This window comes from Nonomuraea sp. B12E4, assembly GCF_039871825.1.
GTDB lineage: Bacteria > Actinomycetota > Actinomycetes > Streptosporangiales > Streptosporangiaceae > Nonomuraea.
The window spans coordinates 77,665-102,137 of record NZ_JBDPME010000017.1 but is presented as its reverse complement, the minus strand read 5'-3'; the positions used below and the strand labels follow the sequence as shown (position 1 = coordinate 102,137).

Annotated in this window: 18 protein-coding genes; 11 read left to right on the top strand and 7 right to left on the bottom strand. The window is 72.1% G+C overall.

Annotated features, from left to right (window positions below):
* Nucleotides 1-9: 9 nt before the first annotated feature.
* On the top strand, nt 10-885 hold the full coding sequence (locus ABGB18_RS31780) for a helix-turn-helix transcriptional regulator (protein WP_347699322.1): 876 nt from the start codon (nt 10-12) through the stop codon (nt 883-885).
* A gap of 9 nt (nt 886-894) precedes the next feature.
* Nucleotides 895-1,845 (top strand): hypothetical protein, encoded by a 951-nt coding sequence (locus tag ABGB18_RS31775; RefSeq protein WP_347699321.1) that lies wholly within the window; start codon nt 895-897, stop codon nt 1,843-1,845.
* Nucleotides 1,846-1,947: 102 nt separating this feature from the next.
* On the opposite strand, the gene ABGB18_RS31770 is transcribed toward ABGB18_RS31775, so the two are convergent.
* Nucleotides 1,948-2,358 (bottom strand): hypothetical protein, encoded by a 411-nt coding sequence (locus ABGB18_RS31770; RefSeq protein ID WP_347699320.1) that lies wholly within the window; start codon nt 2,356-2,358, stop codon nt 1,948-1,950.
* Between the two features lie 245 nt (nt 2,359-2,603).
* On the opposite strand from ABGB18_RS31770, the gene ABGB18_RS31765 reads away from it, so the two are divergent.
* Nucleotides 2,604-3,614 (top strand): NAD-dependent epimerase/dehydratase family protein, encoded by a 1,011-nt coding sequence (locus ABGB18_RS31765; RefSeq protein WP_347699319.1) that lies wholly within the window; start codon nt 2,604-2,606, stop codon nt 3,612-3,614.
* 45 nt (nt 3,615-3,659) lie between these two features.
* On the opposite strand, the gene ABGB18_RS31760 is transcribed toward ABGB18_RS31765, so the two are convergent.
* Complete coding sequence (locus ABGB18_RS31760; protein ID WP_347699318.1) at nt 3,660-5,678, bottom strand: hypothetical protein; 2,019 nt, start codon at nt 5,676-5,678, stop codon at nt 3,660-3,662.
* A gap of 197 nt (nt 5,679-5,875) precedes the next feature.
* Here ABGB18_RS31760 and ABGB18_RS31755 point away from each other — a divergent pair, with 197 nt between their 5' ends.
* Nucleotides 5,876-6,541 carry a hypothetical protein gene (locus ABGB18_RS31755; RefSeq protein WP_347699317.1) on the top strand — a complete coding sequence of 222 codons (666 nt, stop codon included), beginning with the start codon at nt 5,876-5,878 and terminating at the stop codon, nt 6,539-6,541.
* A 143-nt stretch (nt 6,542-6,684) separates the two neighbouring features.
* Here ABGB18_RS31755 and ABGB18_RS31750 read toward each other — a convergent pair whose 3' ends face one another.
* Nucleotides 6,685-7,239 carry a hypothetical protein gene (locus tag ABGB18_RS31750; protein ID WP_347699316.1) on the bottom strand — a complete coding sequence of 185 codons (555 nt, stop codon included), beginning with the start codon at nt 7,237-7,239 and terminating at the stop codon, nt 6,685-6,687.
* A 219-nt stretch (nt 7,240-7,458) separates the two neighbouring features.
* Nucleotides 7,459-7,620: a hypothetical protein gene (locus ABGB18_RS31745; RefSeq protein ID WP_347699315.1), complete on the bottom strand. Its 162-nt coding sequence runs from the start codon at nt 7,618-7,620 to the stop codon at nt 7,459-7,461.
* 477 nt (nt 7,621-8,097) lie between these two features.
* On the opposite strand from ABGB18_RS31745, the gene ABGB18_RS31740 reads away from it, so the two are divergent.
* Both ABGB18_RS31740 and ABGB18_RS31735 read left to right on the top strand, forming a co-directional pair.
* Nucleotides 8,098-8,229: a hypothetical protein gene (locus tag ABGB18_RS31740; protein ID WP_347699314.1), complete on the top strand. Its 132-nt coding sequence runs from the start codon at nt 8,098-8,100 to the stop codon at nt 8,227-8,229.
* Nucleotides 8,230-8,343: 114 nt separating this feature from the next.
* On the top strand, nt 8,344-9,606 hold the full coding sequence (locus ABGB18_RS31735; RefSeq protein ID WP_347699420.1) for an ATP-dependent Clp protease proteolytic subunit: 1,263 nt from the start codon (nt 8,344-8,346) through the stop codon (nt 9,604-9,606).
* A gap of 202 nt (nt 9,607-9,808) precedes the next feature.
* Here ABGB18_RS31735 and ABGB18_RS31730 read toward each other — a convergent pair whose 3' ends face one another.
* A complete protein-coding gene (locus tag ABGB18_RS31730; RefSeq protein ID WP_347699313.1) occupies nt 9,809-12,250 on the bottom strand; it encodes a CehA/McbA family metallohydrolase in 2,442 nt (813 codons plus the stop codon).
* A gap of 258 nt (nt 12,251-12,508) precedes the next feature.
* On the opposite strand from ABGB18_RS31730, the gene ABGB18_RS31725 reads away from it, so the two are divergent.
* The 5 genes from ABGB18_RS31725 (at nt 12,509) to ABGB18_RS31705 (ending at nt 22,562) form a co-directional block, all read left to right on the top strand.
* A complete protein-coding gene (locus tag ABGB18_RS31725) occupies nt 12,509-12,751 on the top strand; it encodes a hypothetical protein (protein WP_347699312.1) in 243 nt (80 codons plus the stop codon).
* A gap of 100 nt (nt 12,752-12,851) precedes the next feature.
* Nucleotides 12,852-13,229 (top strand): methyltransferase domain-containing protein, encoded by a 378-nt coding sequence (locus tag ABGB18_RS31720; RefSeq protein ID WP_347699311.1) that lies wholly within the window; start codon nt 12,852-12,854, stop codon nt 13,227-13,229.
* 261 nt (nt 13,230-13,490) lie between these two features.
* The gene (locus tag ABGB18_RS31715) at nt 13,491-13,880 is read left to right on the top strand and encodes a hypothetical protein (protein WP_347699310.1); all 390 of its coding nucleotides are present in this window, start codon (nt 13,491-13,493) and stop codon (nt 13,878-13,880) included.
* A 201-nt stretch (nt 13,881-14,081) separates the two neighbouring features.
* Nucleotides 14,082-21,749, top strand: a complete 7,668-nt coding sequence (locus ABGB18_RS31710) for a type I polyketide synthase (protein ID WP_347699309.1) — start codon at nt 14,082-14,084, stop codon at nt 21,747-21,749.
* Nucleotides 21,750-21,992: 243 nt separating this feature from the next.
* Nucleotides 21,993-22,562 carry a DJ-1/PfpI family protein gene (locus ABGB18_RS31705; RefSeq protein WP_347699308.1) on the top strand — a complete coding sequence of 190 codons (570 nt, stop codon included), beginning with the start codon at nt 21,993-21,995 and terminating at the stop codon, nt 22,560-22,562.
* Between the two features lie 76 nt (nt 22,563-22,638).
* Here ABGB18_RS31705 and ABGB18_RS31700 read toward each other — a convergent pair whose 3' ends face one another.
* A complete protein-coding gene (locus ABGB18_RS31700) occupies nt 22,639-23,487 on the bottom strand; it encodes a DUF1963 domain-containing protein (RefSeq protein WP_347699307.1) in 849 nt (282 codons plus the stop codon).
* Nucleotides 23,488-23,707: 220 nt separating this feature from the next.
* Nucleotides 23,708-24,412 (bottom strand): hypothetical protein, encoded by a 705-nt coding sequence (locus tag ABGB18_RS31695; RefSeq protein WP_347699306.1) that lies wholly within the window; start codon nt 24,410-24,412, stop codon nt 23,708-23,710.
* Nucleotides 24,413-24,473: the final 61 nt, after the last annotated feature.

The window sequence follows — 24,473 nt, the reverse complement described above, 5'->3', positions numbered from 1 at the left end:
GTCGAAGGCGTGAATCTGATCGGCGAATACCTGCGGGCCCGGCGCGAGCTGATCCGGCCCGAAGACGTCGGGCTGCCCGCCAACGGCCATCGGCGGGTGCCGGGACTTCGCCGGGACGAACTGGCCATGCTCGCCGGGATCAGCACCGAGTACTACACGCGGCTGGAGCAGGGCCGCGACCGGCGTCCCTCGCCCCAGGTGCTCGATGCGCTGGCCCGCGCCCTCGGCCTCGACGAGGACGCCACCGCGCACCTGCACGCGCTCGGCTCCCCGGCCGAGCCTCGCCGGCGGAGCCCCGAGCGGATCCGGCCAGGCGTGCGAACGATGCTCGACGCCTGGCACACCACCCCCGCCTACGTCCAGGGCCCGTTCCAGGACGTCCTGGCGGCCAACCGGCTGGCCGTGGCGTTGTCGCCGATCTTCACCCCGGGCGGCAATATCCTGCGGTCGGTGCTGCTCGACCCCGCCGTGCAGGAGCTCCTGCCCGGCTGGCAGAACCGGATCGGCAGCCTGGTCGCCGCCCTGCGGGCGATGGCCGGCCCGGACGCCGACGACCCGCGCCTGACCGACCTGGTCGGCGAACTGTCGGTGAAGAGCGACCTGTTCCGCCGGCTCTGGTCGCGCCACGACGCCAAGCCGCATCCGGGCGGCGGGGTGCACCGCATGAGCCATCCGATCGTCGGCGACCTCGAACTGCACTACGAGAAGTTCGCCGTCACCGGTGCCGACGGGCAACTGCTCGTCGTCTACCACGCCGAGCCCGGCTCGCCCAGCGCCGACGCCCTCACCCTGCTGGGGTCCCTGCCGGAGGAACCCGCCCACGCAGCGGATCGAGGCTCGCACCTCCCGTTCAGCAAGACGGGACACATGCCGCGCGACCGCTAAAATCCCCGGATGATCACGAGCGCACAGATCCCCACCGGCTCCCCGATCCGTGACTTCTCCGTTGTTCACCATGCGGGACAAACCCTCATCGTCTGCGCGGAAAAGTGGGGTCAGGTGCTGACGTGGGCTCCCGCGACCGGGGAATGGATGCCGCGGCCTCTCCCGTACGCGCACGCAGAGGATCCGTCGATGGCGAAGTTCCCCGACGCCGCGAACGTGATCGACATGGTCGGTGCGCTGTCCGCCGACGGCAGACTGCTCCTGGCGGCCGGCGGGGACGAGCAGGAGCCCGCTCTCTGGGATCTCGACAGCGGTGAGCTGCTGTGGCGGACACCATTCAACGGCGCCTACCTCGCCGACGTCATCGCGGTGGACGGCGCGTTCGTCACCGCCCAGCAGTATTCGGAGGAGGTGCGGCTCTGGTCGCCGGACGGGACGGACACGGTGCTCGGCCAGGTGAGCTCGCCGTTCTGCCTCGCCGCGACCCGGGTGGATGGTCGCCGCCTGATCCTGGCGGGCGGGTCGGAGGCCGAGGTGTGGGACGCCGGGACCCTCGCCCACCTCGGCTACTTCGCTCCGGAGGAGGGGCGGGTGTGGGCCGTGACGGCCTGCGCCCTCGCGGGGCGCCCGGTGGTCGTCGGGGGCACCGAGGAGGGAGAGCTGTACGTGTGGCCGCTCGACGCGCAGCCGGACGGGCTGCCGCTGTACGAGCCGGTCGCCGCCTCGGACGGGCCCCTGGAAGCGGCGGTGATGACCCCCGGCGGACGGCCTGTGGTGGTGACCGCGGACCAGGGCGCGCTGCGACTGTGGGACGCCGCCGACGGGACCGAGGCCGGCCGGGTCGGCGCGCACGACGTCACGGCGATGGAGCCGGCGATCGTGGACGGCCGTCAGGTGCTCGTCACCTCGGGGGCGGACGGCGTGCTGCGGATCTGGGACGAGTCCGACCTCACCCCGTGACCACGGCGTGCCCGCCTGCCGTCGGAAGGCGGAGGGCCGCTTCCGGCGCCGCCCGCGTGCGTTCTCGGGCGGCGGCCGGTGCAGCCTGGGAGCGGGGCCGGGTCAGGGCAGGGCGATGGTGAAGTCGCCGTCCACGGCGGCGCGGTTGTGGTCGGCGACGGTGACCCGGATGGTGTCCTGCCGGTTGTCGCATTCGCTGTGCGGGGTGGTGAGGGTGGTGACGACGCGGCCCCAAGGGCGAGCCGTGCCGAGGGCGATGGCACGGCGGACATCGCTCAGCTCGGTGCGGACGCAGTAGACGCCGGCGCGGACGCGGGTGACCGAGACGAGGCCGTGGTGGTGAGCGATGACGCCGTCGCCGCTGATGGCACCGCCGGCGCGCAGGTATCGGGAGCTGCTGGCCGGCTGGAGGGCGCTGGCGGCCAGGGCGCCGCCCGCGGCGCCGGCGAGCCCGGCCGTCACGGCGAGCATGGTGGCGGCGACGGCCAGGCGAGACTTGGTGATTGAGGGCATGCTGTCTCCTCGGAACGTGGGGGGTGGGGCGGTAGCGCTGGCCGTCCCACCAAGTCTCACTAAAAGTAGTGTCACGAATACAATGGGTGACATCACGTGGCGGTAAGGCTTTCCTGGCCCCCGAGAGCCGCGATCGTCGATCGCGGAGGGTGGTCGCGACGCCGTCACGCGTGGGCCGGCACCCGCGCGCCTGCCCGCCGGCCGCGTTTGACCTCAAGCGCTTGAGGTATGTTCTGCTGCCCGGTATGACAGCTTTCACCGCTCAAGAAGTCTCCCGGACGAGCCGGGTTCTGGTGACCGGCGGCTCCGGTTACCTGGGGACGCAGCTGATCGCCACGCTGCTGAAGGCCGGGCGTCCGGTACGCGCCACGGTGCGCTCACTGGCACACGAGGCCGGCCTGCGTGCGGCGGTGCGCCGCGGCCGGGCCGATGACGCCGGTCTGGAGGTGGTCGCCGCGCACCTGACGTCCGACGAGGGCTGGCCCGCCGCGGTGGCCGGGTGCGAGGAGGTCCACCACGTCGCCTCGCCGTTCCCGGTCCTCCAGCCGGAGGACCCCGACGAGCTGATCGTCCCCGCCCGTGAGGGCACATTGCGGGTGTTGCGTGCCGCGCGCGCCGCGGGCGCCCGGCGCGTCGTGCTGACCTCGTCCTTCGCCGCCATCGGGTACACCCCCAAGCCGGGCGCCGAGTTCACCGAGGCCGACTGGACCGATCCGGACACGCCCGGGCTGGAGCCGTACCCGCGTTCCAAGGCGATCGCCGAGCGCGCCGCGTGGGACCTGATGGGCCGCGACGGCGGCGGCACCGAGCTCGTCGTGGTCAACCCGACGTTCATCCTCGGGCCCTCCCTCACGACCGGCCTGCGCTCCTCGATGGAGCTGATCAAGGCGATGCTCGACGGGACGATGAGCGTCGCGCCCCGCCGGCGCTTCGGCGTCGCCGACGTACGCGACGTGGCCGACCTGCACATCCGCGCGATGGCCGCGCCCGAGGCCGCGGGCAAGCGTTTCCTGGCGGTCGCGGACGGCCCGACGCTGAGCTTCCTGGAGGTGGCCCAGATCCTCCGGCGGCGGCTCGGCCCGCTGGCCGCGCGCGTGCCCACCCAGGAGGTGCCGGGGGAGGACCCGCCACGGCCGATCATCCACAACGACCGGGCCCGGGAGCAGCTCGGATGGCGTCCCCGGCCCGCCGAGACGACGATCGTGGAGACCGCCGAGAACCTGCGCGACCTCGGCCTGCTGGAGGCGGCGCACTGACCGTCACGGTTCCGGCCCCGCCCGCCGTGGCGGGCGGGGCCTCGCCTACTCCGCGTGCGGTGCCGTGCAGGGGCGGCCGCCGCAGACGTCGACGACGACACCGTGCTCAAGGAACCGCGCCTTCTGCACCCGCGCCGTGGCGTCCGCCCGCGGGTCCTCGTGCGGGTCCACGCCGTACTGCTCACCGGCGGGCGGCGTGTTGGCCACCGGGGGAGCGGGAGTGCCGCTGTCCCACACGGCCATCGCCGAACCCGCGTACGGGCCGCGCGGCAGCGCCTTGATGCCCCAGTAGGGGACGGCGTCGCGGTTGCGGCCCGGCGCGATCGCCGGCTGGTGGACACGGGCGCCCATCGTCCGGGCCTCGACCTCGGCGGTGACGTTCGCCACCTGATGGTCGCCGAACGCCACCTGCATGAGGATGCGGTGGCGGGGCGAGCCGGGCAGCGGGTCGTCACCGAGGTGCTGGGCGTACCCGTCGGTCTCGGCCCGGTCCCACAGGATCTGCTGCAGCGCGAAGCAGAGCTGCTGGTCGAGCTTGTCCGGGTAGTTGGCGTCCAGCACCTGCTGGAACGGCGCGAAGTCGACGCTGCGGTTGAGCAGCGTGCTGTAGTTCATGCCGGGGACGCCGAGCACCCCGAAGCGCACGTCGGGGGAGACGGCGACGGCGGCGCCGCCCGCGATGGCGCCCTGGCTGTTGCCGTCGTAGGCCAGACCGGCGCGCCAGTCGATCAGGGAGCGGCCCCTGTCGTCCTGGAACGCCTCGTCACCGGCCAGCCCGTCCCTGGTGATCATCATACGGCCGAGGAACACGAAGTCGACCAGGCTCTGCTGGAGGCGGTCGGCCACGGTGTCGAAGCGGGAGTAGTCGCCGAACACGCCGGTGACGTTGTCGACGTCCTCCGCGGCCATGCCGATCCAGGCGGTGGCGCAGAAGGCGAAGTCGTGTTCACCGGCCATGGCGCGGACGTTGGAGGCGTGGACCTCGGAGATGCTGCCGAGCAGGCCGTGCCCGTACAGGGAGGGCCGCGCGGGCTTGGTGAACGCGGCCCGCGGGATCTCGCACTGGAACCGCGCGCGGACGTCGTCGCCGAAGCGCGCAGGGTCGCCGTGCGCGTCCCGGTTGAGCTTGGCACCGGGCGGGCCGCCGGGCCGGTCGAGGTAGTTCGGCACCAGGAACTCGCCCTTGACCTCGCGCGCGATGCCGGCGTCCTGCTCGGGCGTGAAGTCGGTGACCGAGGTGACGGTGAACTCCGGCGACCGCCCGCGCAGGCCGCGGAGCGCGTCGTCACGCATGCGCAGCACCTGCCCGGCGATGCCCTGCTCGCTGGCGACGGTGAAGTTCCAGGCCAGGTAGAGGCCCTTGCGGCTCACCCCCGCCCGGTCGAGGTCCTTGAGCGTGCCGCGGAGCGCGTCCTGGCGCGCGGCGAGCGGGTCCCCGCCGTTGAGCCTGGTCCCCGTGAGGCGGGTGAACGTCGCGGGCGCCGCGATCCGGGCGCCGGAGGAGTCCTTGAGGTCGCGGAGGGCGACGGCGTAGTGGTGGCCCTCCAGGAAGTTCTTCGCCGGGCGGATGATCAGGGCCTGGCGCGCCGGGTCGGTGGCGTTCGCGTCGAGCTCCGCCCAGTACGGCCAGCGCCGGCCGGTCCGGGTGTCCACGATGACGATCGGCGCGTCCCGGTCGAGGGACCTTCCGACGTCGGTGACCGGCGCGGCACCGGTCCTGGCGAGGTCCAGGCCCGGCACCTGGGCGAGGAGCATCGACCCCGGCGAGAAGCCGTCGGAGAGGTTCCACGCGGCCGGGTCGATGGGCTTGCCCGTGGCGTTCTCGGGCGTCATCGCGTCGGTGAGGGCGAGCCGCAGGCCCGTCGGTGTGTGGGCGCCGGTCGTGAACCAGTCGTTCGGGAAGGGCAGCAGGCATTCGGTCCCGGCGATCGGGTCGCATCCGCGAGGTCCTGAGTTCGCCGGGGTGGGGGTGGTGGACGTGGCCGCGGCGAACGCGGGCGGAGCGGAGCCCGCGATCATGGATGCCGCCACGGTGAAGATCGACAACGCGCGTTGCAGACGCACATGCCCTCCTGGGTCGGTGTTGCTCCCATGAAGGTGTCACGTTCAGGAGGGTTTCATGGAGAAATCACATGTGTGAGGTAGAAGAGTTACTTTTGGATGTTTCGTATCCGATGGTCCCCGGAAGTCGGTCGCGGGGAAGTGGGGCTGAATGTCCGAAAACGGCCCCTCTGGGGTGGCTACCCCGCTTGGATGACACCGTGAAGTACTCGTTCCTGGTCCTCGTGAACAACCCCGTGCCAGTCCACGATCCACGAGCCGCCCACCTGCCGTCCGGCGCCGCGATGGCCTCGACGATCCGGCTGTCGACCGCCCGGCGCCCCGGGGACACCCCGCTGGCGCGGGTCTTCACCCCTCACGTCACTCGGCGCTTCACCCGCCAGGCACCCGTGCCCTTCTGGATCCACCCCGGACTGGAGGGCGGCCCGTGGTGTTCGGTCCGTCCCGTCGCCCCGGACGTCTACGACGTGTGCGCGGCCGACGGCGCCCTTCTGGCGCGCATCACCCGCCGGGACGCCCGCCTCCTGTCCTGGCCGCGGCGCGTGCGGTGGTCGGCGCGGCTCACTGACCCGCCACAGCCGGTCACCGGCAAGGTGGGCACCTGGTACGCGTGGCTCACCTACGTGGTGACCGCCCCCGCCTGGCTCCTGCTCGTGCTCTGCGTGACCGTCTACTCGTTCTTCGACGGCACCGCCGACGACTACACCTTCAGCAGCCCGGCCCGGACCCGGTGGCACGCACCCGGTGCGGGCACGGTCCTGGACTACCGGGGCCTCAGCAAGACCTACCGCTTCGACCCTCAGCGTCTGGACACCCGGGTCGCGTACGCGCTGGCAGTCCTCCAGACCTGGGAACGCGCGGGCTGAACAGCGTCACGGGCAGGTGCTCACCTCTCCCGGAAGCCGCCGTCCACCAGGAGGTCGGTCCAGGACACCGGTGTGGTCCGGGGTCCGGCGCGGACAAGATCCAGCAGCGTGGCGAAAAATCGGCGCCGGGTTCCTATGGGGGGTCAGCCCCTGACGCGGGCTCCGGCGCGGGTGGCGAGTTCTTCGAGCAGAAAGCAGAAGCGGGACCGCTCGTCTCCCGCGAAATCGCCGACCTTGAGGTGGAAGCGGGCTCCGCTCCGCGTGGCGATCTCGTATCCCAGCACCGACGTCATGGTGATCCCGGCGGCGGGGGCGGGCCCGGTGGGGCGCCGCCGGGTGACCGACCTGACCTCCGACCAGGTGGTCGTGGCCGCCCGGCCCCTCCGCACGTACACCAGGCCGCCTGTGTGCAGGTAATAGTGCTCGGCTCCCCGCAGTGCCTGCCTGGCGCCGGCGAAGATCAAGCCCACGCCCACGATGAGAAGCGCCAGGCCGAGGACCATCGCGACCATCGCCACCGCCCGGAACGGGAGCGAAGGACTCACCCCGAGCAACGCGGACCCCGCCACCATCACGCCCATGGCGAACAGCAGCGTCCGCAAGCCCGCCCTGCCACCGCCCGCGCAGTCGATGATCGGCGGGCCGAGACGCTGCCGGGTCACCTGGTCGAGCGCGGGCATTGCGTCCCTCGACGTCATGGTCGCTTCCCCTCGCTGAGGACATGGCCGATACCCGCCGCGCCCAACGCCGGTGGACACCTTGGTGCCAGAAGTTCTACTCCCTGGCCCCCGGGGGACTCATGGCTTTGCGTGCCAATTTCGTGATATTGCGCGCCACCGTGCGCTGCCGGGGGGCCGACCGCCGCGCGGAGGCCGTCCCCCGTGCGCCGCCGCGGGGGCCGCCGCCGCGCGGGCTGCTCAGGCGAGGGGGATGACCAAGCGCTCGTTGATGGGTTCGACCGAGACCTGCCGGTTGGCGACGACGACCCAGGGCTCGCCGCCGCCCGGGCTGGCGCGCCCCGGTCTGATGACCAGGGCCGCCGTGGTCCACAGACCGCCCGCCGACGGCATGGTGGACACCGACCTCGGCTGTCGAACTCCCCGGCGGAGAGGCGGCGTTTCGCCTCGAGCTTCAGGTAGCGGAGACTCGGCTGGTCGGGGAGCGAACGCAACTGATCGGACAAGGCAGTCCTTCCCTTGTCGCCCGCGGGTCCGCGTCATCGGGCGGGAAAAGGCATGCCGTCGATGTGCTTGGTGAAACCGGTGAGCTTGCAGCTCTGCCCGCGGACCCAGAGGCGGCCGGAAACCGCCACGGGCGATCGTACCGCGCCACTCCGGTGCCCGCGAACCGGTTTCCTGCGCCCTTTGATCGGCATTTCTCTCAGTGGGCCCGCGCCTTTCATGTCCCTGGCCCAGGACTTTCGGATTCCATCGAAACATCTTTCTGCCGAATTCGGCGGGTGGTCTGATCATGGCCATACGCGCGCGTGCCACTGATGACCTTCAGCCGGGCGAATATATTCACGCTCCAGCCGGTGGTGCCCGCGGGCACCACCCGTGGAGTCGGTCTGCTACATCCAGACCGGGAACGTGTTCTGGGACCTGGTGTACGCGCGGCCTGGTGGCGGCATCGTCGGCTTCATCCCGGAAACGAACCTCAGCAGCGGCGCCCAGCCGTCCATCTGCTGACGCCTTCCCCAGGGGGTGGCCGCCGAGGGGCCACCCCCGCACCGGCGCGATCTCATCTCGGGCGGCTGGTTCGGCGAAAGGCGGGACGAATCTGTGGGACGGCGGGTAGAACTGATGTGGGGTGTCAAGGACGTACGACAGGGGATGGCGATAACCGATCACTTGCACGTTCCAGGCGGCGCCGGTCCGCAGTCGTCCGAGGGGCGCCCGGCAACGCGGGCATTCACACGTGAGCAATTCTTGCGTCAGCGTACGATCGTGCTCGACCACAGACTGGAGCACGACAACGCCGAGCGGATCGCCGCTGACCTGTTGTCGCTGGCGCATGACGATCCCTGGACCGACATCGTGGTGCTGATCGACTCCTCCGACGGTCCGGTCCAGGCCGGTCTCGACATCGTCGAGGTCATCGACTCTGTCGTCTGTGATGTCGTGACGTACGCGACGGGGCTCGTCACGGGCATGGGGCTCTTCGTTCTGGGCGCGGGGACCAGGGGAAAGCGCTATGCCCTGCCGCACGCCCGCGTCGTGATGCGCCGGCCCCCGGACAGCCGCGTCATGACAGGCAAGCCACCGAACGCGGATGAGATCAGGAAGTTCCCGCACGATCGGGGAGTGCGTTCGGCGCTGCGCCAGGTGGCGCTGGTGACCGCTGAGCAGACCGGGCGCACCATCGAGCAGGTCCTCGCCGATATGAGGGCGGCGCGTTCGTTCACCGCCGAGCAGGCCCGCGCGTACGGTTTCGTCGACGAGGTCGTCCCCCAGTGCAAGCCGCTCACCCTGAAGCCTCCCAATCGGGACCGGGACACGGATGGCAACTCCCTCCTGCACCATGCGTACTATTCGGGCAATGAGCGTGTCGTCGAAGGACTGCTCGCCCTCGGCGCGGACACCGGCCTGCGGAACCGGTTCGGGCTGACCCCGGAATCGATGGCCAACGTTCGGTTGGCCGAACTCCAGCTTCTCGAACTCGCGGGCTTGATCGACCTCGGGCACCATTGGGGCGGGTTCATTCTGGGTCCCCCCAGCGCGAGCCGGCGCGACCGCACCTGGACGGACCCCGGCTCCGCCGCCAAGCTCTGCGCCCGGTTGCGCCGCCACGACCCGAGTGTGTACGCCCTCGCGCTGGACAAGGCGGTGGAGGCCGGTGAGCTACGCGCGATTCTGAGAGCAGCGATCAAGATAGGCAGACCGGAATCGCTCGCCCGGCTCGAAACCCTGCTTGACCGGCGCGGCACGTCAGAAATCGCGACCGACTACCTCAACAGCGGCTCGCCCGAGCTCATCGAGGCGGGCAGGCGGTGGGCGCGCAAGCACTTCTTCGAGATCAGGGAGTATTTCGGCGGCGGGGGCCAGAGCGGGTGGGGCACGGGCTGATCTCCGGGCCGGCCAGGCGCGGTTCAGCCCTCCACATCGAGGCAGGCGGCCGGGCAGGCTTGTCGCAGTACCGGGGTGGTGGCCGCCGAGGGCGATCGATGAGGACCTCGGGCCGCATGCCGAGGCGGGCGCGTACCAAGGGCGGGATCGTCGGCAGGGGTGGGACGGGGCCGCGGGTGCGGTGCCGCCCCACCCCTCGACGTCATCCTTGCTGGATCAGGTAAATCTGCTGGACCGCGTCGCGCTGGCTCCGCTTGGCCTGACGGTCGCTGGTGAAGACCACCGTTCCGTTGCCGATGGCGGGCCAGGTGCCGTTGCCCCGCGTACTCAACTGGACGGGTGCGGTCCAGCCCGATCGCGGGTCCCGGCGTGCCATGAAGACCTTCCAGCGCCAGTCGGCGGAGCGGGAGTCGTACCAGACCGCGCGGACCGACTTGTCGCGGTCGGTGCTCAGCCGGGGCCGCTGGCTCATGGCGTCGGCGTCGAGGCCCACGGTCTCCGGGGCCGACCAGGTCACGCCGTCCGTGGACCGGCTCGCTCGCAGGGAGAGGTTCGCCCCGGAAGCGGAAAGCGTCTTGGTCTCCCAGATGACGACGAACGCGCCGTCCTGGTCCACGGCGACACTCGGGTGCCGGTCGGCCGCGTCGTCGTTGCCGCTCACCCGTACGAGATCGCCCCACTTCTGGGACGAACCGGCCCGAACCGCTGCCAGGATCTCCCAGTTGTCGGGGTTGGTGCCACCGCTGGCGGGCTCGCCGGGCGGCGGGGTGTGCCCGGTCCACCCCGGGTCGGGGTCGAACCGGTTGTCCTGCCAGGTCACGATGACGTCCCGGTCCCCGGTGACCGCGACCGAGGGGAACAGAGAGGCCGGGTAGATGGGCGAACGCGCGTCCTCCGGCGTGCCGGCGTTCGTGGTCTTGCCGGCGGCGGAGATGTTGACCGGCTCCCGGTCGACGCCGATCACCTGGACGTAGACGTCGAACGCGCCACCGCTGTTGTCCGCCCACGCCACGACCGGGTGCCTGCCGTCGAGCAGCGCGAGCGCGGGCTGCTCGGCCCGTCCCCGCCCCTTGGTCAACCGCGTCGCGGGCTCGAAGCTCCGTCCGCCGTCGCGGCTGTGACGAAGGTAGATGCCCGGCTGATGGGGCTGTTCGTGACCGCGGGCGTCCTGCCACACCACCCAGACGTCATCCCCGGAGACCGCCACCCGCGGCGCCCGTGCCGTGCCGGAGCCGCCGGGCAGCTCGATGATCTTGTTCTTGTCGCCGGGGTGCCCGTCCAGCTTGCGGTACACCACCGACGCCCGGTGATCCCGGTGAACCTCGGCGACCACGTGTGTGGACCGGCCCTCGACCGCGACGTCCGCGAAGCCCGCGAACTCGCCGTCCTCGCCGAGGACCAGCGTGGCGCGATCATCGTCGCCGGCCGGAGCCGGGATCGCCGTCTCGGGCTCCGGGTCGGCGGGCCTCCCCACGGACAGGAACACCGGAGAGGTCGCCCCGCGCAGCTGGTCGGGAAGGTTCGGGTCGGCGTCACGCCCGGAGAGGTCTCCCGGCGCGCGTGCCTCCACCCGGTACCAGGTGTGGTCCCCCTTCAGGGTGAGCGGAAGCAGGTACGTCTGGTCCGCCTTGTCGGGCACGTACGTCGCGACGGGGCCGGCCGAGCGGCCCGGCGCGGCGTAGACGAGCACCCGCATCCCGGTCGCGGACCTGACCCGGACCCGCAGCGCCGCCCGCTTCGACAGGCGGCGGTCGGCGACGACCACCTCGTCACCGCCCATGGCCTCGAACCGGCCGTCGCCATCGACATCCGCCTCGATCGTGACGAACGGCCCGGACGGGCTCGCCGACACCGTCGTCCGGCCCGCCTTGAAGGCGTCGAGGACGGCACGCACCGAGCGTTCGGCGGCGAACACCCAGGTGGTCGGCCCTCCCGGGGCGCTGACCGGCCGCAGTTCCTTGCGGTGACTGTCACACGCGCCGGCCGCGCCGAAGCGGAACCCGTGGTTCCAGCGATTCTCGGCGTACTCGATTTCCGCGTCCGGGTTGTTGCTGGTGTTCCACACTTCGACGAGATCGACGCCCTGCACGCTGGCGTTGGCGTTGGGTCCCTCCGCCGAGGTGTACTCGCCGTCGTCAGGGTGGGCGACGGACCAGATCGCGTCCTGGGCGTGCGCGTCCCAGATCGACTGCTGGACGTGACGGAACTCCGCCGAGCCCGCCGGGTTGGCGCCGTCCACCACGGTGTCGACCCCGCCGAGCACGATGGCGTGCGGCGATCCGTTCGCCTCCTCCCCGGTGAGCAGCAGCAGCTTGTCAGATCTCCACAGCGGATCCCAGTGCTGGTCAAAGGTCCGGTGGTCGGTCAACGGCATGAAGGCCAGGCCCACCGACTCCGCATAACCGATCTGGTCGCTGACCGGCAGGTTGCCGGGAAGCCGCTGGTCCGACGACTGACGCGGATCACTTCCGTCGGACGAATGATCACAGTGGATGTGGGTGTCACCCGGAAGCCACACGCCCTCAGGCTCACCATGCCCGCCAGGCCCCCGCTGCGGGTCCGCGTACGCGGCCGTCGCGGGTATCCCGGCGGCGGCCACCGCCGCGCCACCAATGACGATGAACTGTCTACGGCCCAGTTCCATGCGTTCCTCGTTTTCAGGTGTGGCCGGACCGCCGCCGGCACACGAGGCTTCGGGCCGCGCGGCGTCCGACCAGTTCATTGATCATGCGGACGCGACGCTAGCCGACGGACCGGCGGACTCGGTGAATCGATGGTGAAGCACGAACGGCCAGGTCATGGCTTTCACCACGCCCGCGTGGGGCCGGGCCGGCCGTGGGACGGGGCGCCCGGTTCGACGACGGGCTGTCGATGGTCCTTGGACGGATGACGCGGGCCGGCTATGACGCACAGGAAGCGCCCGGCGGTGTCAGGAGATCCCTCCAGCGCTTCACACAACGCCAACGGTCCTCAGGCCGGCATCACCACGTCGCTTCGCAAGGGGCTCGACGGCTCGGGCAAGGCCGACCGTCTGGAAGTGCTCGTCGACATGTCCGCGAGGGAGACCAGAGCCGACGTCACCGCGGCGCGCGGCAACCGCGTCCGGCCTTCGAGGCCGGCGGGGCTCGGCTGTGCCCGCGGCTGACCATGGTCGTCCGTGACAGCGTCGTCGGGCACGTCTTTCATCCGATCGAGGTGCCCGGTGAGCACGCCGGGCAAGTGCCGAACTGGTTGAAGGGAGCCCCATGACACAGCGCACGGCAGACGGTAGCGCGGGTGATGCGGACTACGGCGCGATCGGCGGCGCCTACGCCGCCTACCGGCGGCCGGAACCGCGCGTCGCCACCCTCATCGAGCAGGCGCTGGCCGGTGCGCGCACCGTGGTCAACGTGGGCGCCGGTGCCGGTTCCTACGAGTCGGCGGCGTTCGAGGTCACCCCGGTGGAGCCGTCGACGACCATGCGCGCCCAGCGACCCGCGCACCTGCCCGAGGCGGTCAACGCCGTCGCCGAACGCCTGCCGTTCGACGACGATGCCTTCGACGGTGCGATGACCAAGCGGCACGGTCACCTTCGCCGGCAGCCGTTTCTGAACGGTTCACTCGTACTGATCCGCGCCGACTGACATCCCGCGGACCGGCCGGCCAGAAGACCCGCCGGTCGCCGCGCATCAGGGCCACGCGATCTCCCTGGAGGCCGTCGCTGGTGGCATGACCGAGACGCCCGTCGCCGGGCTCGTCCGCGGCCTGGTCAGGCGCTGGCATTTGTGTGTCGTTGTACGCATTCGTCCCCAGTGTGCCTTTCTGCACGGAAAGGGATATTTCGCCCATCTAGGTTGAAAGCGCGCCAAGGAAAGCGCGCACACCACACACAAGGGGGACACGACATGAACACGACCATCCGACGCCTCGCCACCGCGGCCGCCACCCTCGCCGTCGCCGGCGGCATCCTCGCCACCACCACCGCCGGCGCCGCCTCCGCCACCCCCACAACCACCCCCACCACCACCGCCGTGACGGCCGCCAAGACCACCGTCACCATCGCCCAGCACCGGGAACACTTCCGCTTCGACGGACGCCACCACTACCGCTGGGACGGCCACCGCTGGAGGATCACCTCCTTCGACTACGCCCGCCGCCACGGCTTCGACCACGACCGCTACGACCACGACCGCTACGACCACAACCGCTACGACCGCCGGGACCACGACCGCTACAACGACCGGCACAACGACCGCCGCGACCACGACCGCAACGACCACCGCGACCGGCACTGAAACCACCCACCACCACCACGGCATGCGAGCACGACACGGCCACCCGGCCCGGCGATCACCACATCGCCGGGCCGGTCCGCTTCTCCGTCTTTCTTGAGGCGTTCGCGCGAAGGCCGTGGGCTTGCGCAGAATGAATCCGTAGCCCTCGGCAATGCGCTGGACCTCTGCGCCGGGCGCGCGGCACCTGATGATGGGAGTGTCTTGGTTCACAGTGAATCGATCAGTGCGTTGCCCGAGTCGCTGGTCAGGCATGCGGCTGCCCAGGGAGATCGGATCGCCTTCTCGGACGCGCACCGGACGGTCGACTACACGACCCTGGAAGCCCGTACGGCGAGGCTGGCGGGTCACCTGAGATCCGCGGGAGTCGCCGCGGGCGATCGAGTGGCGATCGTCCTCGGCAACCAGGTGGAAGCCATCGAGAGCTCTCTCGCGATCACCCGGGCGGCGGCGGTGGGCGTGCCGCTGAATCCGAGGTCATCCGACGCCGAGCTGGCGTACGCGTTACAGGACAGCGGCGCCCGTATGATCTTCACCGATGGCACCCGCCTGCCGCGGGTACGCCGGGTTGCGCCTTCGCCTTCCGTCGTCATCCTCGTGGGCGAGGGCGACGGTGATCTGGACTTCGAGGAGCTCGCGGGACGGGACGCCCCCTGCCGGCCGGCGGACGATCTTGATCTCGACGCTCCCGCCTGGCTGCACTACACCTCGGGGACCACAGGCCGGGCCAAGGGCGTGCTGTCGACGCAACGTGCCGCGTTGTGGTCCACGGCCGCCTGCTACGCGCCGATCCTCGGGCTGTCCGCGCAGGATCGGCTGCTGTGGCCGCTGCCGTTGTTCCACACCTACGCGTACTCGTTGTGCCTGCTGGGGGTCGTGACGACTGGTGCGAGCGCCCACGTGCTCGGCGAGGAGAACCTGCTCGACGCCTTGTACGAACGCGAGCCGACCTTCCTGGCGGGCGTGCCGACGACCTACCACCGGCTCGTGGAAGCCGTCCGGCGGGACGGCCGGCGGCCGTCCGGGCTCCGGATCTGTCTCACGGGCGGTGCGCCCGCCTCCGCGCGCCTGTGCGCGGAGGCGGAGGAGCTGCTCGGCGTGCCGCTGCTCGACGCCTACGGCAGTACCGAGACGTGCGGCAAGATCACGGCGAACCGGCCGGAAGGGCCTCGGGTCGACGGCTCGTGCGGGCCTCCGCTGCCGGGCGTGGACCTCAGGCTGGTGGATCCGGACAGCGCCGAAGACGTCCCCGACGGCGACGAGGGGGAGATCTGGGTACGCGGGCCGGGACTCATGCTCGGCTACCACGGCGACCCGCGCTCACCGTTCGTGGACGGGTGGTACCGCACCGGCGACATGGGGCGGCGGGTCGCGCACGGGCACCTCGCGATCACCGGCCGGATCAAGGAGCTGATCATCCGCGGCGGGGAGAACATCCATCCCGACGAGGTCGAACAGGTCCTGCTGGCCTGTCCAGGGGTGTCCGACGCGGTCGTGGTGGGCGTGCCGCACGAGGTGTTCGGCGAGGTGCCGGTGGCGTTCGTCGTACCCGGGCCCGAGGGGTTCGACGCGCGGGACCTGCTGGCCGCGTGCCGGGCGGAGCTGGCCGAGGCCAAGGTGCCCGACGCGGTGCACACGATCGACGCCGTGCCGCGCACCAGCACCGGCAAGGCCAAGCGCCATGAGGTCCCGGTCGCCGGCATCCTCGGCCGCGACGGCTCGGGCCTGACCGGAGACGGTGCTCTGGAACGGCTGGTGCTGGCCGAGCTCACGGCGCTGCTCGGATCGGATCCCGGCGAGCGCGTCGACCCGCGGCGGCCGTTCATCGACCTCGGCATGACCAGCATGGCGGGCATCGTGCTGCGGGACCGGCTCCGCGCCAGGACCGGTGTCGAGCTGCCCAGCACGCTGGTGTTCGACCACCCGACCCCCGCCGCGGTGGCCGGGCATCTGAGAGTCAGGCTCGGCGGCGATGCGGCGCCGAGCCGGGAGATCGCCCCGGCACGGGTTCCGGCCGGCGACGATCCGATCGCCATCGTGTCGATGGCCTGCCGGTATCCGGGCGGCGTCGCCTCGCCGGAGGACCTGTGGCGTCTGGTACGCGACGAACGGGACGCCACCTCCGGCTTCCCCGATGACCGCGACTGGGACACGTCCGCGTTGTACGACCCCGATCCCGACATCCTGGGCAAGTCCTTGGCGCGGCGCGGCGGATTCCTGGACGGGGCCGCGGACTTCGACCCCGCCTTCTTCGGCATGTCGCCCAAGGAGGCCCAGGCGACGGACCCGCAGCAGCGGTTGCTGCTGGAGACGTCGTGGGAGCTCTTCGAGCGCGCGGGCATCGACCCCGCGGCCGTACGGGGCAGCGACACCGGAGTGTTCGCCGGCGTCATGTACAACGACTACGGCACGCGGTTCCTCAACGACGCCCACGAGCTCGAAGCACAACTGGCCCTGGGATCGGCCGGCAGCGTCGCCTCCGGCCGCATCTCCTACACGCTGGGCCTGCGCGGCCCGTCGGTGACGCTGGACACGGCCTGCTCGTCGTCGCTGGTGGCGCTGCACCTGGCGGCGCGGGCGCTGCGGTCGGGGGAGTGCTCGCTGGCGGTGGCGGGCGGGGTGACCGTCATGGCGACACCTGGCACGTTCATCGCGTTCAGCCGGCTGCGGGGCCTGGCCCCGGACGGCCGCTGCAAGTCGTTCGCCGCCGCCGCCGACGGCACCGGATGGTCGGAGGGAGCCGGGCTGCTGCTCCTGGAGCGGCTGTCGGACGCCCGGCGCAACGGGCACCCGGTGCTGGCGCTGCTGCGGGGGACCGCCGTCAATTCCGACGGCGCCTCCAACGGTCTCGCCGCGCCCAGCGGCCCCGCGCAGCAGGCGGTCATCAACGCGGCCCTGGCGGCAGCCGGGCTGGGAGCTCGGGACGTGGACGCGGTGGAGGCGCACGGGACCGGAACCATGCTGGGTGATCCGATCGAGGCGCAGGCGCTGATCGCGACCTACGGCTCCCGCCCACCGGACGCGCCGCCGCTGCTGCTGGGCTCCGTGAAGTCGAACCTCGGTCACACCCAGGCCGCCGCCGGGGTGGCGGGTGTCATCAAGATGGTCCAGGCCCTGCGCCACGCAATGCTGCCCCGCACCCTGCACGTCGACGCGCCCACCCCGCACGTGGACTGGTCGCGGAAGACCGTGGAACTGCTGACCGAGGCGCGAGACTGGCCCGAGACGGGCAGGCCCCGCCGGGCCGGTGTGTCCGCCTTCGGGATCAGCGGCACCAACGCCCACATCATCCTGGAGCAAGCGCCCGAGCCGGAGCCCGTCACCCGGGCGTTCGGCCTGCCCAGGCCGCCGTGGTTGCTGTCCGCCGCGGACGTGACGGCGTTGCGCGCCAGGGCACGCGATGTGGCCGCCCTCGGCGAGATCGATGCCGTGGACGCGGCCTACTCGCTCGCCGTGACCGGCTCCTCGTTGCCGCTGCGTGCCGTCGTACCCGGGGGAGATCGGACGGCGCTGGACGCGCTGGGACGCGGCGAGCCGCACCCGGACGTCCGGGTGAGCACCGCCGGGCCGGCTCCGCTCGCGCTGCTGTTCACCGGTCAGGGCGCTCAGCGGCCCGCCATGGGCGCCCGGCTGCGGCAGGCGTTCCCGGTGTTCGCGGCGGCGTTCGACGAGGTGTGCCGGCACGTGGACCCGCACCTGTCGCGGCCGCTGGCGCAGGTGATCGGCGACGGCGCCGCGTCGCTGGACCGTACGGACTTCACCCAGGCCGGCGTCTTCGCCTTCGAAGTGGCGATGTTCCGCCTGCTGGAGTCGTGGGGGATCCGCCCGGACCATCTCGTCGGGCACTCCATCGGGGAGCTGGCGGCGGCACATGTCGCCGGTGTCCTCACCCTGCCGGACGCGGCCCGGCTGGTCGCCGCGCGGGGGCGATTGATGAGCGCCCTGCCCGACGGCGGCGCGATGGTGGCGGTGCAGGCCACGGCGGCGGAGGCGGCCGCCGCGCTGGCAGGCGGGACAGGCGCCGTGAGCCTCGCCTCGGTCAACGGGCCGCACTCCGTGGTCATCTCCGGCGAGGAGGCGGCGGTGTCGGGTGTGGCGGCCGGGTTCGCCCGCCGGGGACGGCGGACCACCCGGCTGCGGGTCAGCCACGCCTTCCACTCCCCGCTGATGGAGCCGATGCTCGCCGAGTACGGTGACGTGCTCGCGGGCCTCCCGTTGAGCTCCCCGGCGATCCCGGTGATCTCCACGTTGACGGGCCGGCCGGTGACGGACGAGATGTGCTCGCCGGGCTACTGGGTGCGGCAGGTGCGCGAGCCGGTCCGGTTCGCCGACGCCGTACGGGTGGCCGAGGAACAGGGCGCGCGTTGCTACCTGGAGGTGGGGCCGGACGCGGTGCTGGCCACCATGGTGGCGGACTGCCTCACCGGCGAGGAGCCGACGGTCGCGGCCGCCGGCCGGGCGGGGGCGGACGAGGCCGGCGTGCTGGTCGAGGCCATGGCCGCACTGCACGTCAGGGGCGTACCGGTGAACTGGCGGGCCGTCTACGACGGTAGCGGCGCGCGGCTCATCGACCTGCCCACCTATCCCTTCCAGCGCCGACGGTACTGGGTGCGCCGTCACTCCGCGGGCCATGGCGGCGCGCTGGGACATCCGGTGCTCGCCGACGCCGCCCCGGAGCCCGGCACGGACCGCGTGCTGTGCCGGGGCCGCCTGTCCGCCCGGACGCACCCGTGGCTCGCCGACCATGTGGTCGGAGGCCGCACGCTGGTGCCGGCGACCGTACTCGTCGACCTGGCCGTCCGCGCCGGGGACGAGGTCGACTGCGACGTCCTGGACGACCTGGCGATCGTCGCGCCGCTCGAACTTCCGGCCGCGGACGGGGTTCGCGTCCAGGTCACGCTCGGCGAACCGGACGAGTCGGGCAGGCGGACCGTCGACATCGATTCCCGGCCCGAGCACGCCGGGACGCGCGAGCCGTGGACGCGGCACGCGACGGGATTCCTCGGCGTCGCCGGTCCCGTGGCCCCGGACGAACTCGCCGCGTGGCCGCCCCCGGGGGCCGTGCCCGTGGACATCGACGGCTCCTACGACGTCCTGGCCTCCGCCGGGCTCGCCTACGGTCCCGCGTTCCGCGGCGTGCGGGCGGTGTGGCGGCGGGGCGACGAGCTGTTCGCCGAGGTGCGGCTGCCCGAAGCGGAGAGCGCGGGCTACACCCTGCACCCCGCGCTGCTGGACGCCGCGCTGCACGCGAGCCTCGCCGCGGCCCCCGACCTCGCCGACGCCCGGCTGCCCTTCGCCTTCACCGGGGTACGGCTGGTCGCCTCCGGCGCCACGGACCTGCGGGTGCACGCGCGAGAGCTCGGTGAAGGCCGGATACGGCTGAGCGTCGCCGACGGCACCGGCTCGCCGGTCGCCCGGATCGAAACGGCGACGATGCGCCGGCCGGCCGGGCGGCACACCGCTCGGCCGGCCGCCGGAACCCTCTACCGTGAGGAGTGGGTCCCGGCCGGTCAGAGTGGTGAGAGCGCCGGCACCCCGGAGGACATCATCCTGCGCGTGCGCGGCACGTCACGCGGCCCCGACCCGGTGGCCGCGGTGCACGCCGCCACGACCGAGACCCTCAAGGAGCTGCACGCCTGGAGCGCGGGACACCTCGCCGAAGGCCGGCGCCTGGTGGTGGTGACGCAGGACGCCACCTCGCCGGACCCCGACCTGGCCGCCGCGGCGGTGTGGGGACTCGTACGCGTCGCGCAGGCCGAGTATCCGGGCCACATCGTGCTGGCCGATGTCGACGGCACCCCCGAGTCGGCAGCCGCGCTGCCCGCCGCGCGCGCGTCCGGCGAACCGGCGCTGGCCATGCGCGCCGGCACGATCCTGGTCCCGCGCCTGACCGAAGCACGTGAGGAAACCGCGGGCGCCCTCGGCACCGACGCGCGTGAGGCCGCCGGCGGCCTCGACACCCGTGGCACCGTCCTGGTGACCGGCGGCACGGGCGCGCTCGGATCCGTGCTGGCCCGGCACCTCGCCACCCATCACTCGGCCTCTCACCTCCTGCTCGTGAGCCGGCGTGGCGAGGCCGCCGACGGGGCCGAAGCGCTGTGCGCCGAGCTGGCTGACCTCGGGGTGGACGTACGTGTCGCCGCCTGCGACATCTCCGACCGCGCGGCCGTGCGCGGCCTGCTGGCCGGGGTCGAGCCGCCCCTGAGCGCGATCGTGCACGCCGCCGGGGTCCTGGACGACGGGGTGCTGGACGCGCTGACCCCGGAGCGGCTGGCGAAGGTGATGCGGCCCAAGGTGGACGCGGCCTGGCACCTGCACGAGCTGGCGCGGGACCTTGGCCTGTCCTCCTTCGTGCTGTTCTCCTCCGCGGCCGGCCTGCTGGGCAACGCCGGGCAGGCCAGCTATGCCGCGGCCAACGCCTTCCTCGACGCGCTGGCCCGGCATCGTGCCGCGCGGGGCCTGCCCGCCCTGTCGCTGGCCTGGGGACCGTGGCAGCATCCCGGCGGCATGGCGGGCACGGTGCGTCATGGTCCGCTGGCGCCGGTGACCGACGAGCAGGGCCTGAGCCTGTTCGACGCCGCCCTGGGCTCGGCCGCGCCCGTACTCGCTCCGCTCCTGCTCGACCGGGCGTGGGCCCGCGCCAACGGCGGGCCGGTACCGGCCTCGCTCCGCGGCCTGCTGCGCTCGGCCCGCCCTGCCGCCAACGCCGCGTCGCCGGAGGAAGGACCCGAGACGTGGCGCCGGCGGCTCGCCCCGCTGCCGCCTGCCGACCGGCGCACCGCACTGGTGGAGGCGGTACGGGCCGAGGTGGCCACCGTGCTGGGCCACGCCCGCGCGGAGGAGGTGAGCCTCGAACGGTCGTTCACCGAGCTCGGATTCGACTCGCTCGCCGGCATCATGCTGCGCAACAGGCTGAGCACGCTCACCGGGCTGCGGCTGGCCCCGGCCGTGGCGTTCGACCATCCCGGTACGGAGCAACTGGCCGGGCACCTCCTCGGCCTGCTCGACGAGGCGCTGCCACAGCCGCCACCCGCGAGATCCCTGCTCGCCTCCCTGTATCGCAGGATGGCCCAGGCCGGTCAGGCCGTGGAGGCGATGCGCATGCTGGTCACGGCGTCGATGGCCCTGCCGACGTTCGCGTCCGGGCTGCGCGGGGCGCACGCCCTGCCGCCTGAGCGGCTGGCGACCGGTTCCGGCGGGCCTGCCCTGGTCTGCTTCCCCGACTTCCACCCGCGCGTCGGGGCGGGCGTCTTCGGCCGGCTCGCCGGCTGCTTCGCGGGCGAACGCGACGTGTACGAGATCCCGTATCCGGGTCTGTCCGGCGGCGGCGTGGTGCCCGAGGACTGGACCACGCTGATCGACATGCACGCCGAGACCGTCCGGCGGCACTTCGGCGACCGTCCTGTCGTGCTCGCCGGCTATTCCGTCGGAGGATGCACCGCCCAGGCCGTCGCGACCCGGCTCACCGGCTCCGGGACACCACCCGCCGGCATCGTCATGATCGACACCTACCACGTGACGTACGAGAACGAGGACGAGCAGTGGCTCCTGGGCATGCCCGCCCATCACGCGTCACAGATGGGAGAAGTCTTCGACGAGCTCTTCGACGACACGGCCCTGGCCGCGATGGGCGCCTACACCCGCATCCTGCGCGGGTGGCTGCCACGACCGGCCGGCACGCCGACGCTGTTGCTGCGCGCCCAGGAACCACTGCCCTACCTGCGGGACCACGGATCCGGCGTGGACGGGAGAACGTCGTGGCCGCCGCCCGTCGACATCATCGACGTGCCCGGCGACCACTTCCAGCTCCTCGCCGACCGGGTCGAGACCACCACGTCCGCGCTCCGCTCCTGGATGTCGGCACGGCACTAGCCTGCCTTGCCCCGTTCGTCTCACGCCGGACGCACCCGGAACGCCTGGTACTCGTATTCCTCCTCGTGGATCACAGCCGCGGCGTGGGAGACGAGTGCGCGAGTCCGCCGGGCGCAGGCGTCGCGCCCGCGCGCTCCCGCCGGGGGAACGGTGCCCTCCCGCCACGGTGTGGTGCGCGGCGGGCCGGGGAATGGGGGGAGGGACCATTGATCCACTCTCGCTCGTGACGAAGGGGTGCCCGCGATGGCGAAGATACTGATCATCACCGGCGATGCCGCCGAGGACCTTGAGGTGATGTATCCCTACCAGCGGTTGCTGGAGGAGGGCTACGAGGTCGACCTCGCGGCGCCGAGCGTGAAGAAGCTGCAGTTCGTGGTCCACGACTTCGTCGAGGGGTTCGACACCTACACCGAGAAGCCCGGTCACTCCTGGCCGAGCGACGTCGCCTTCGCCGATGTCGATCCGGGGGCGTACGCGGCGCTGGTGATCCCCGGCGGCCGCGCCCCCGAGTACATCCGCAACGACGAGACCTGCCGGGCGATCGTGCGGCACTTCGCCGAGGCGGGCAAGCCGATCGCGGCGCTGTGCCACGGGCCGCTGGTCCTGGCCGCCGCGGGCGTGCTGAAGGGCCGGTCGGTGAGCGCCTACCCCGCCTGCTCCACCGACGTGGAGGTGGCCGGGGCGACCTGGGTGGACAGCGAGGCGCACATCGACCGCAACCTGGTGACGGGCCGGGCCTGGCCCGACCATCCGGCGTGGATGCGGGAGTTCCTCAAGATCCTCAAGGTGCACGCGGAAACGGCCTCAGCTTGATCGACAACAGTCGGCGATCTTCGTATCCATCCACCATGCCACTTCGTGCCCGGTTTTCCGCTGGACGCCCTCACCGTCAGGCCAGGTCCGGGGTGGGGATCGCGCGGCCGAAGTCCCCGGTCCGCAGGGCTTCGGTGGGCATCGACCAGTGCATCACCCCGTCGGCACCGAGACCCCACTCGTAGGAGCTGGACGGGGACAGTTGAAGCAGGTGGTGATATCCGTGGAAGTCCGCGCCATCTGGCAGGACCAGCGAATTCAGCGAATCCGGCCAGCCGAAGGCCAAGTCCTCGGAGTCGAGCGCGCCCGGCCGCTGCTCCCAGTCGGGGAACTCGTTCGCAACGTACAGGCCGCTCATGAGCATGTCCCTCTTGAGCTTGGCTTCCGGCCCGAGATCGTAGGGCAGGGCCAGGTCGCAGGTCTGGTTCGGGAAGGCGAAGCCGGGCGAGGCCGTCCAGGCGACCGGCGTGAAGACGCCCGACCGGTCCGGCGGATCCGCCGGGGCGGCGTGGGCGGAGCGCGCCGCGATCACTTTTCCCAGGTCCGGGTCGAAGCTGTTGAGCCCGCGGTGCTCCCACACGTCGAAGGCGGCGCTGTCCCGCTGCGCGGAGTGAGTGTCGAGGGTGAAGAAGTTGAGCAGTCCGGTGTCGTCCGGGAGCAGATCGCCCAGCCACTCGCGAGGTAAGGCGTCCGTGTCGAGCACGGCGACCAGGCTCAGCGGAAAACCGTCGCAGGACGGCCAGGGCGTGCCTGGTTCGAGCATCGCTCGCCCACCGAAGCGGCTGTGCCCGGTCTCCGCACCCGGCGCCGCGATGGTGAGCGCGAAACCGGGCCGGGCCAGTTTCATGAAGTGGGTGGCGAGCTCCGCGCCGAGCCGTTCGGCGCAGAACTCGTGGAGAGCGGCGAGCGTGCTTGCTGGTTCCATGCAGGGCATTCAAGCATCAGATCGAGGGGACGATCATCGGGCCGGGCAGACATCCGCCTGCCCGGCCCGGCAACGTGGCGCCGCCGCTGCCCCCCGATGCCGCGGGCGCCCCGGCCGTTTGCCCAGGATCCCCCGACCTGGGGCTCCGACCTGACTACGTAAATATCCGCATGAAGGTAAAGCGACTCCCTTCAAAAGGTCGATTTTGTGGATAGTTCCGTCAGCGAAGAAGGGCGGCTGCCGCCTCGATGCTCGCGACGATGTCGAGGCGGCCCCAGCGGACGGGCCAGGAGTAGCGGCGGTCGACGGTCCAGGCCAGCACGGCGTCGAGGTCGTCCAGGGGGTCATCGCCGGCGACCACCAGAGCCGCGGCTGGTCCTACGGCGGGGTCGGCGATGGCACACCACGAGGAGTCCGCCAGCGGGAAGGCGTCCGCCTGGAACATCCCGTGCAGGGTCTCGCAGCCGCTGTGGAGCGGGCTCCGCTCATCGTCGAAGTAGCGGCCGAACACGAAGTCGCCGAGCACGTCACCGGAGAAGGCACCGACGAAGCGGAGCGTTCGCGCGCCGATCAGCGCGAGCACCCCGTCCGAGCCCCACAGCACCGCCTCCGTTCCGTCCGGCGCCTCGATCGACCCGACCCGGGCCGGTTCGTCTCCCAGCGACCACACCTCCGCCCGCCCGCCCGCGGTCAGGCACGCGCCGAAGTCCCCGGTGCTCTCCCAGGCCCAGGGGCGCTCCTGGCCGTCGTAGAAGTACCGGCCGACGCGCCTCGTGGTGGCGATGGGCAGGTGGTACCGGTGGCGCCCGTGCGCGTCGTGAACGTCGACACCGCCGCCGTCCTCCACCACGACCGCCAGCCGGGCCTCGGACCCGCGCATGCCCCAGTGCAGCGACCCCCCGGCCTGCGCCACGGGGTCGCCCACCGGCTGCCCGCTGTCGGCGTCGAAGACGGTCAGCCGGCGCGGGCGGCCCGCCGCGGCGCCG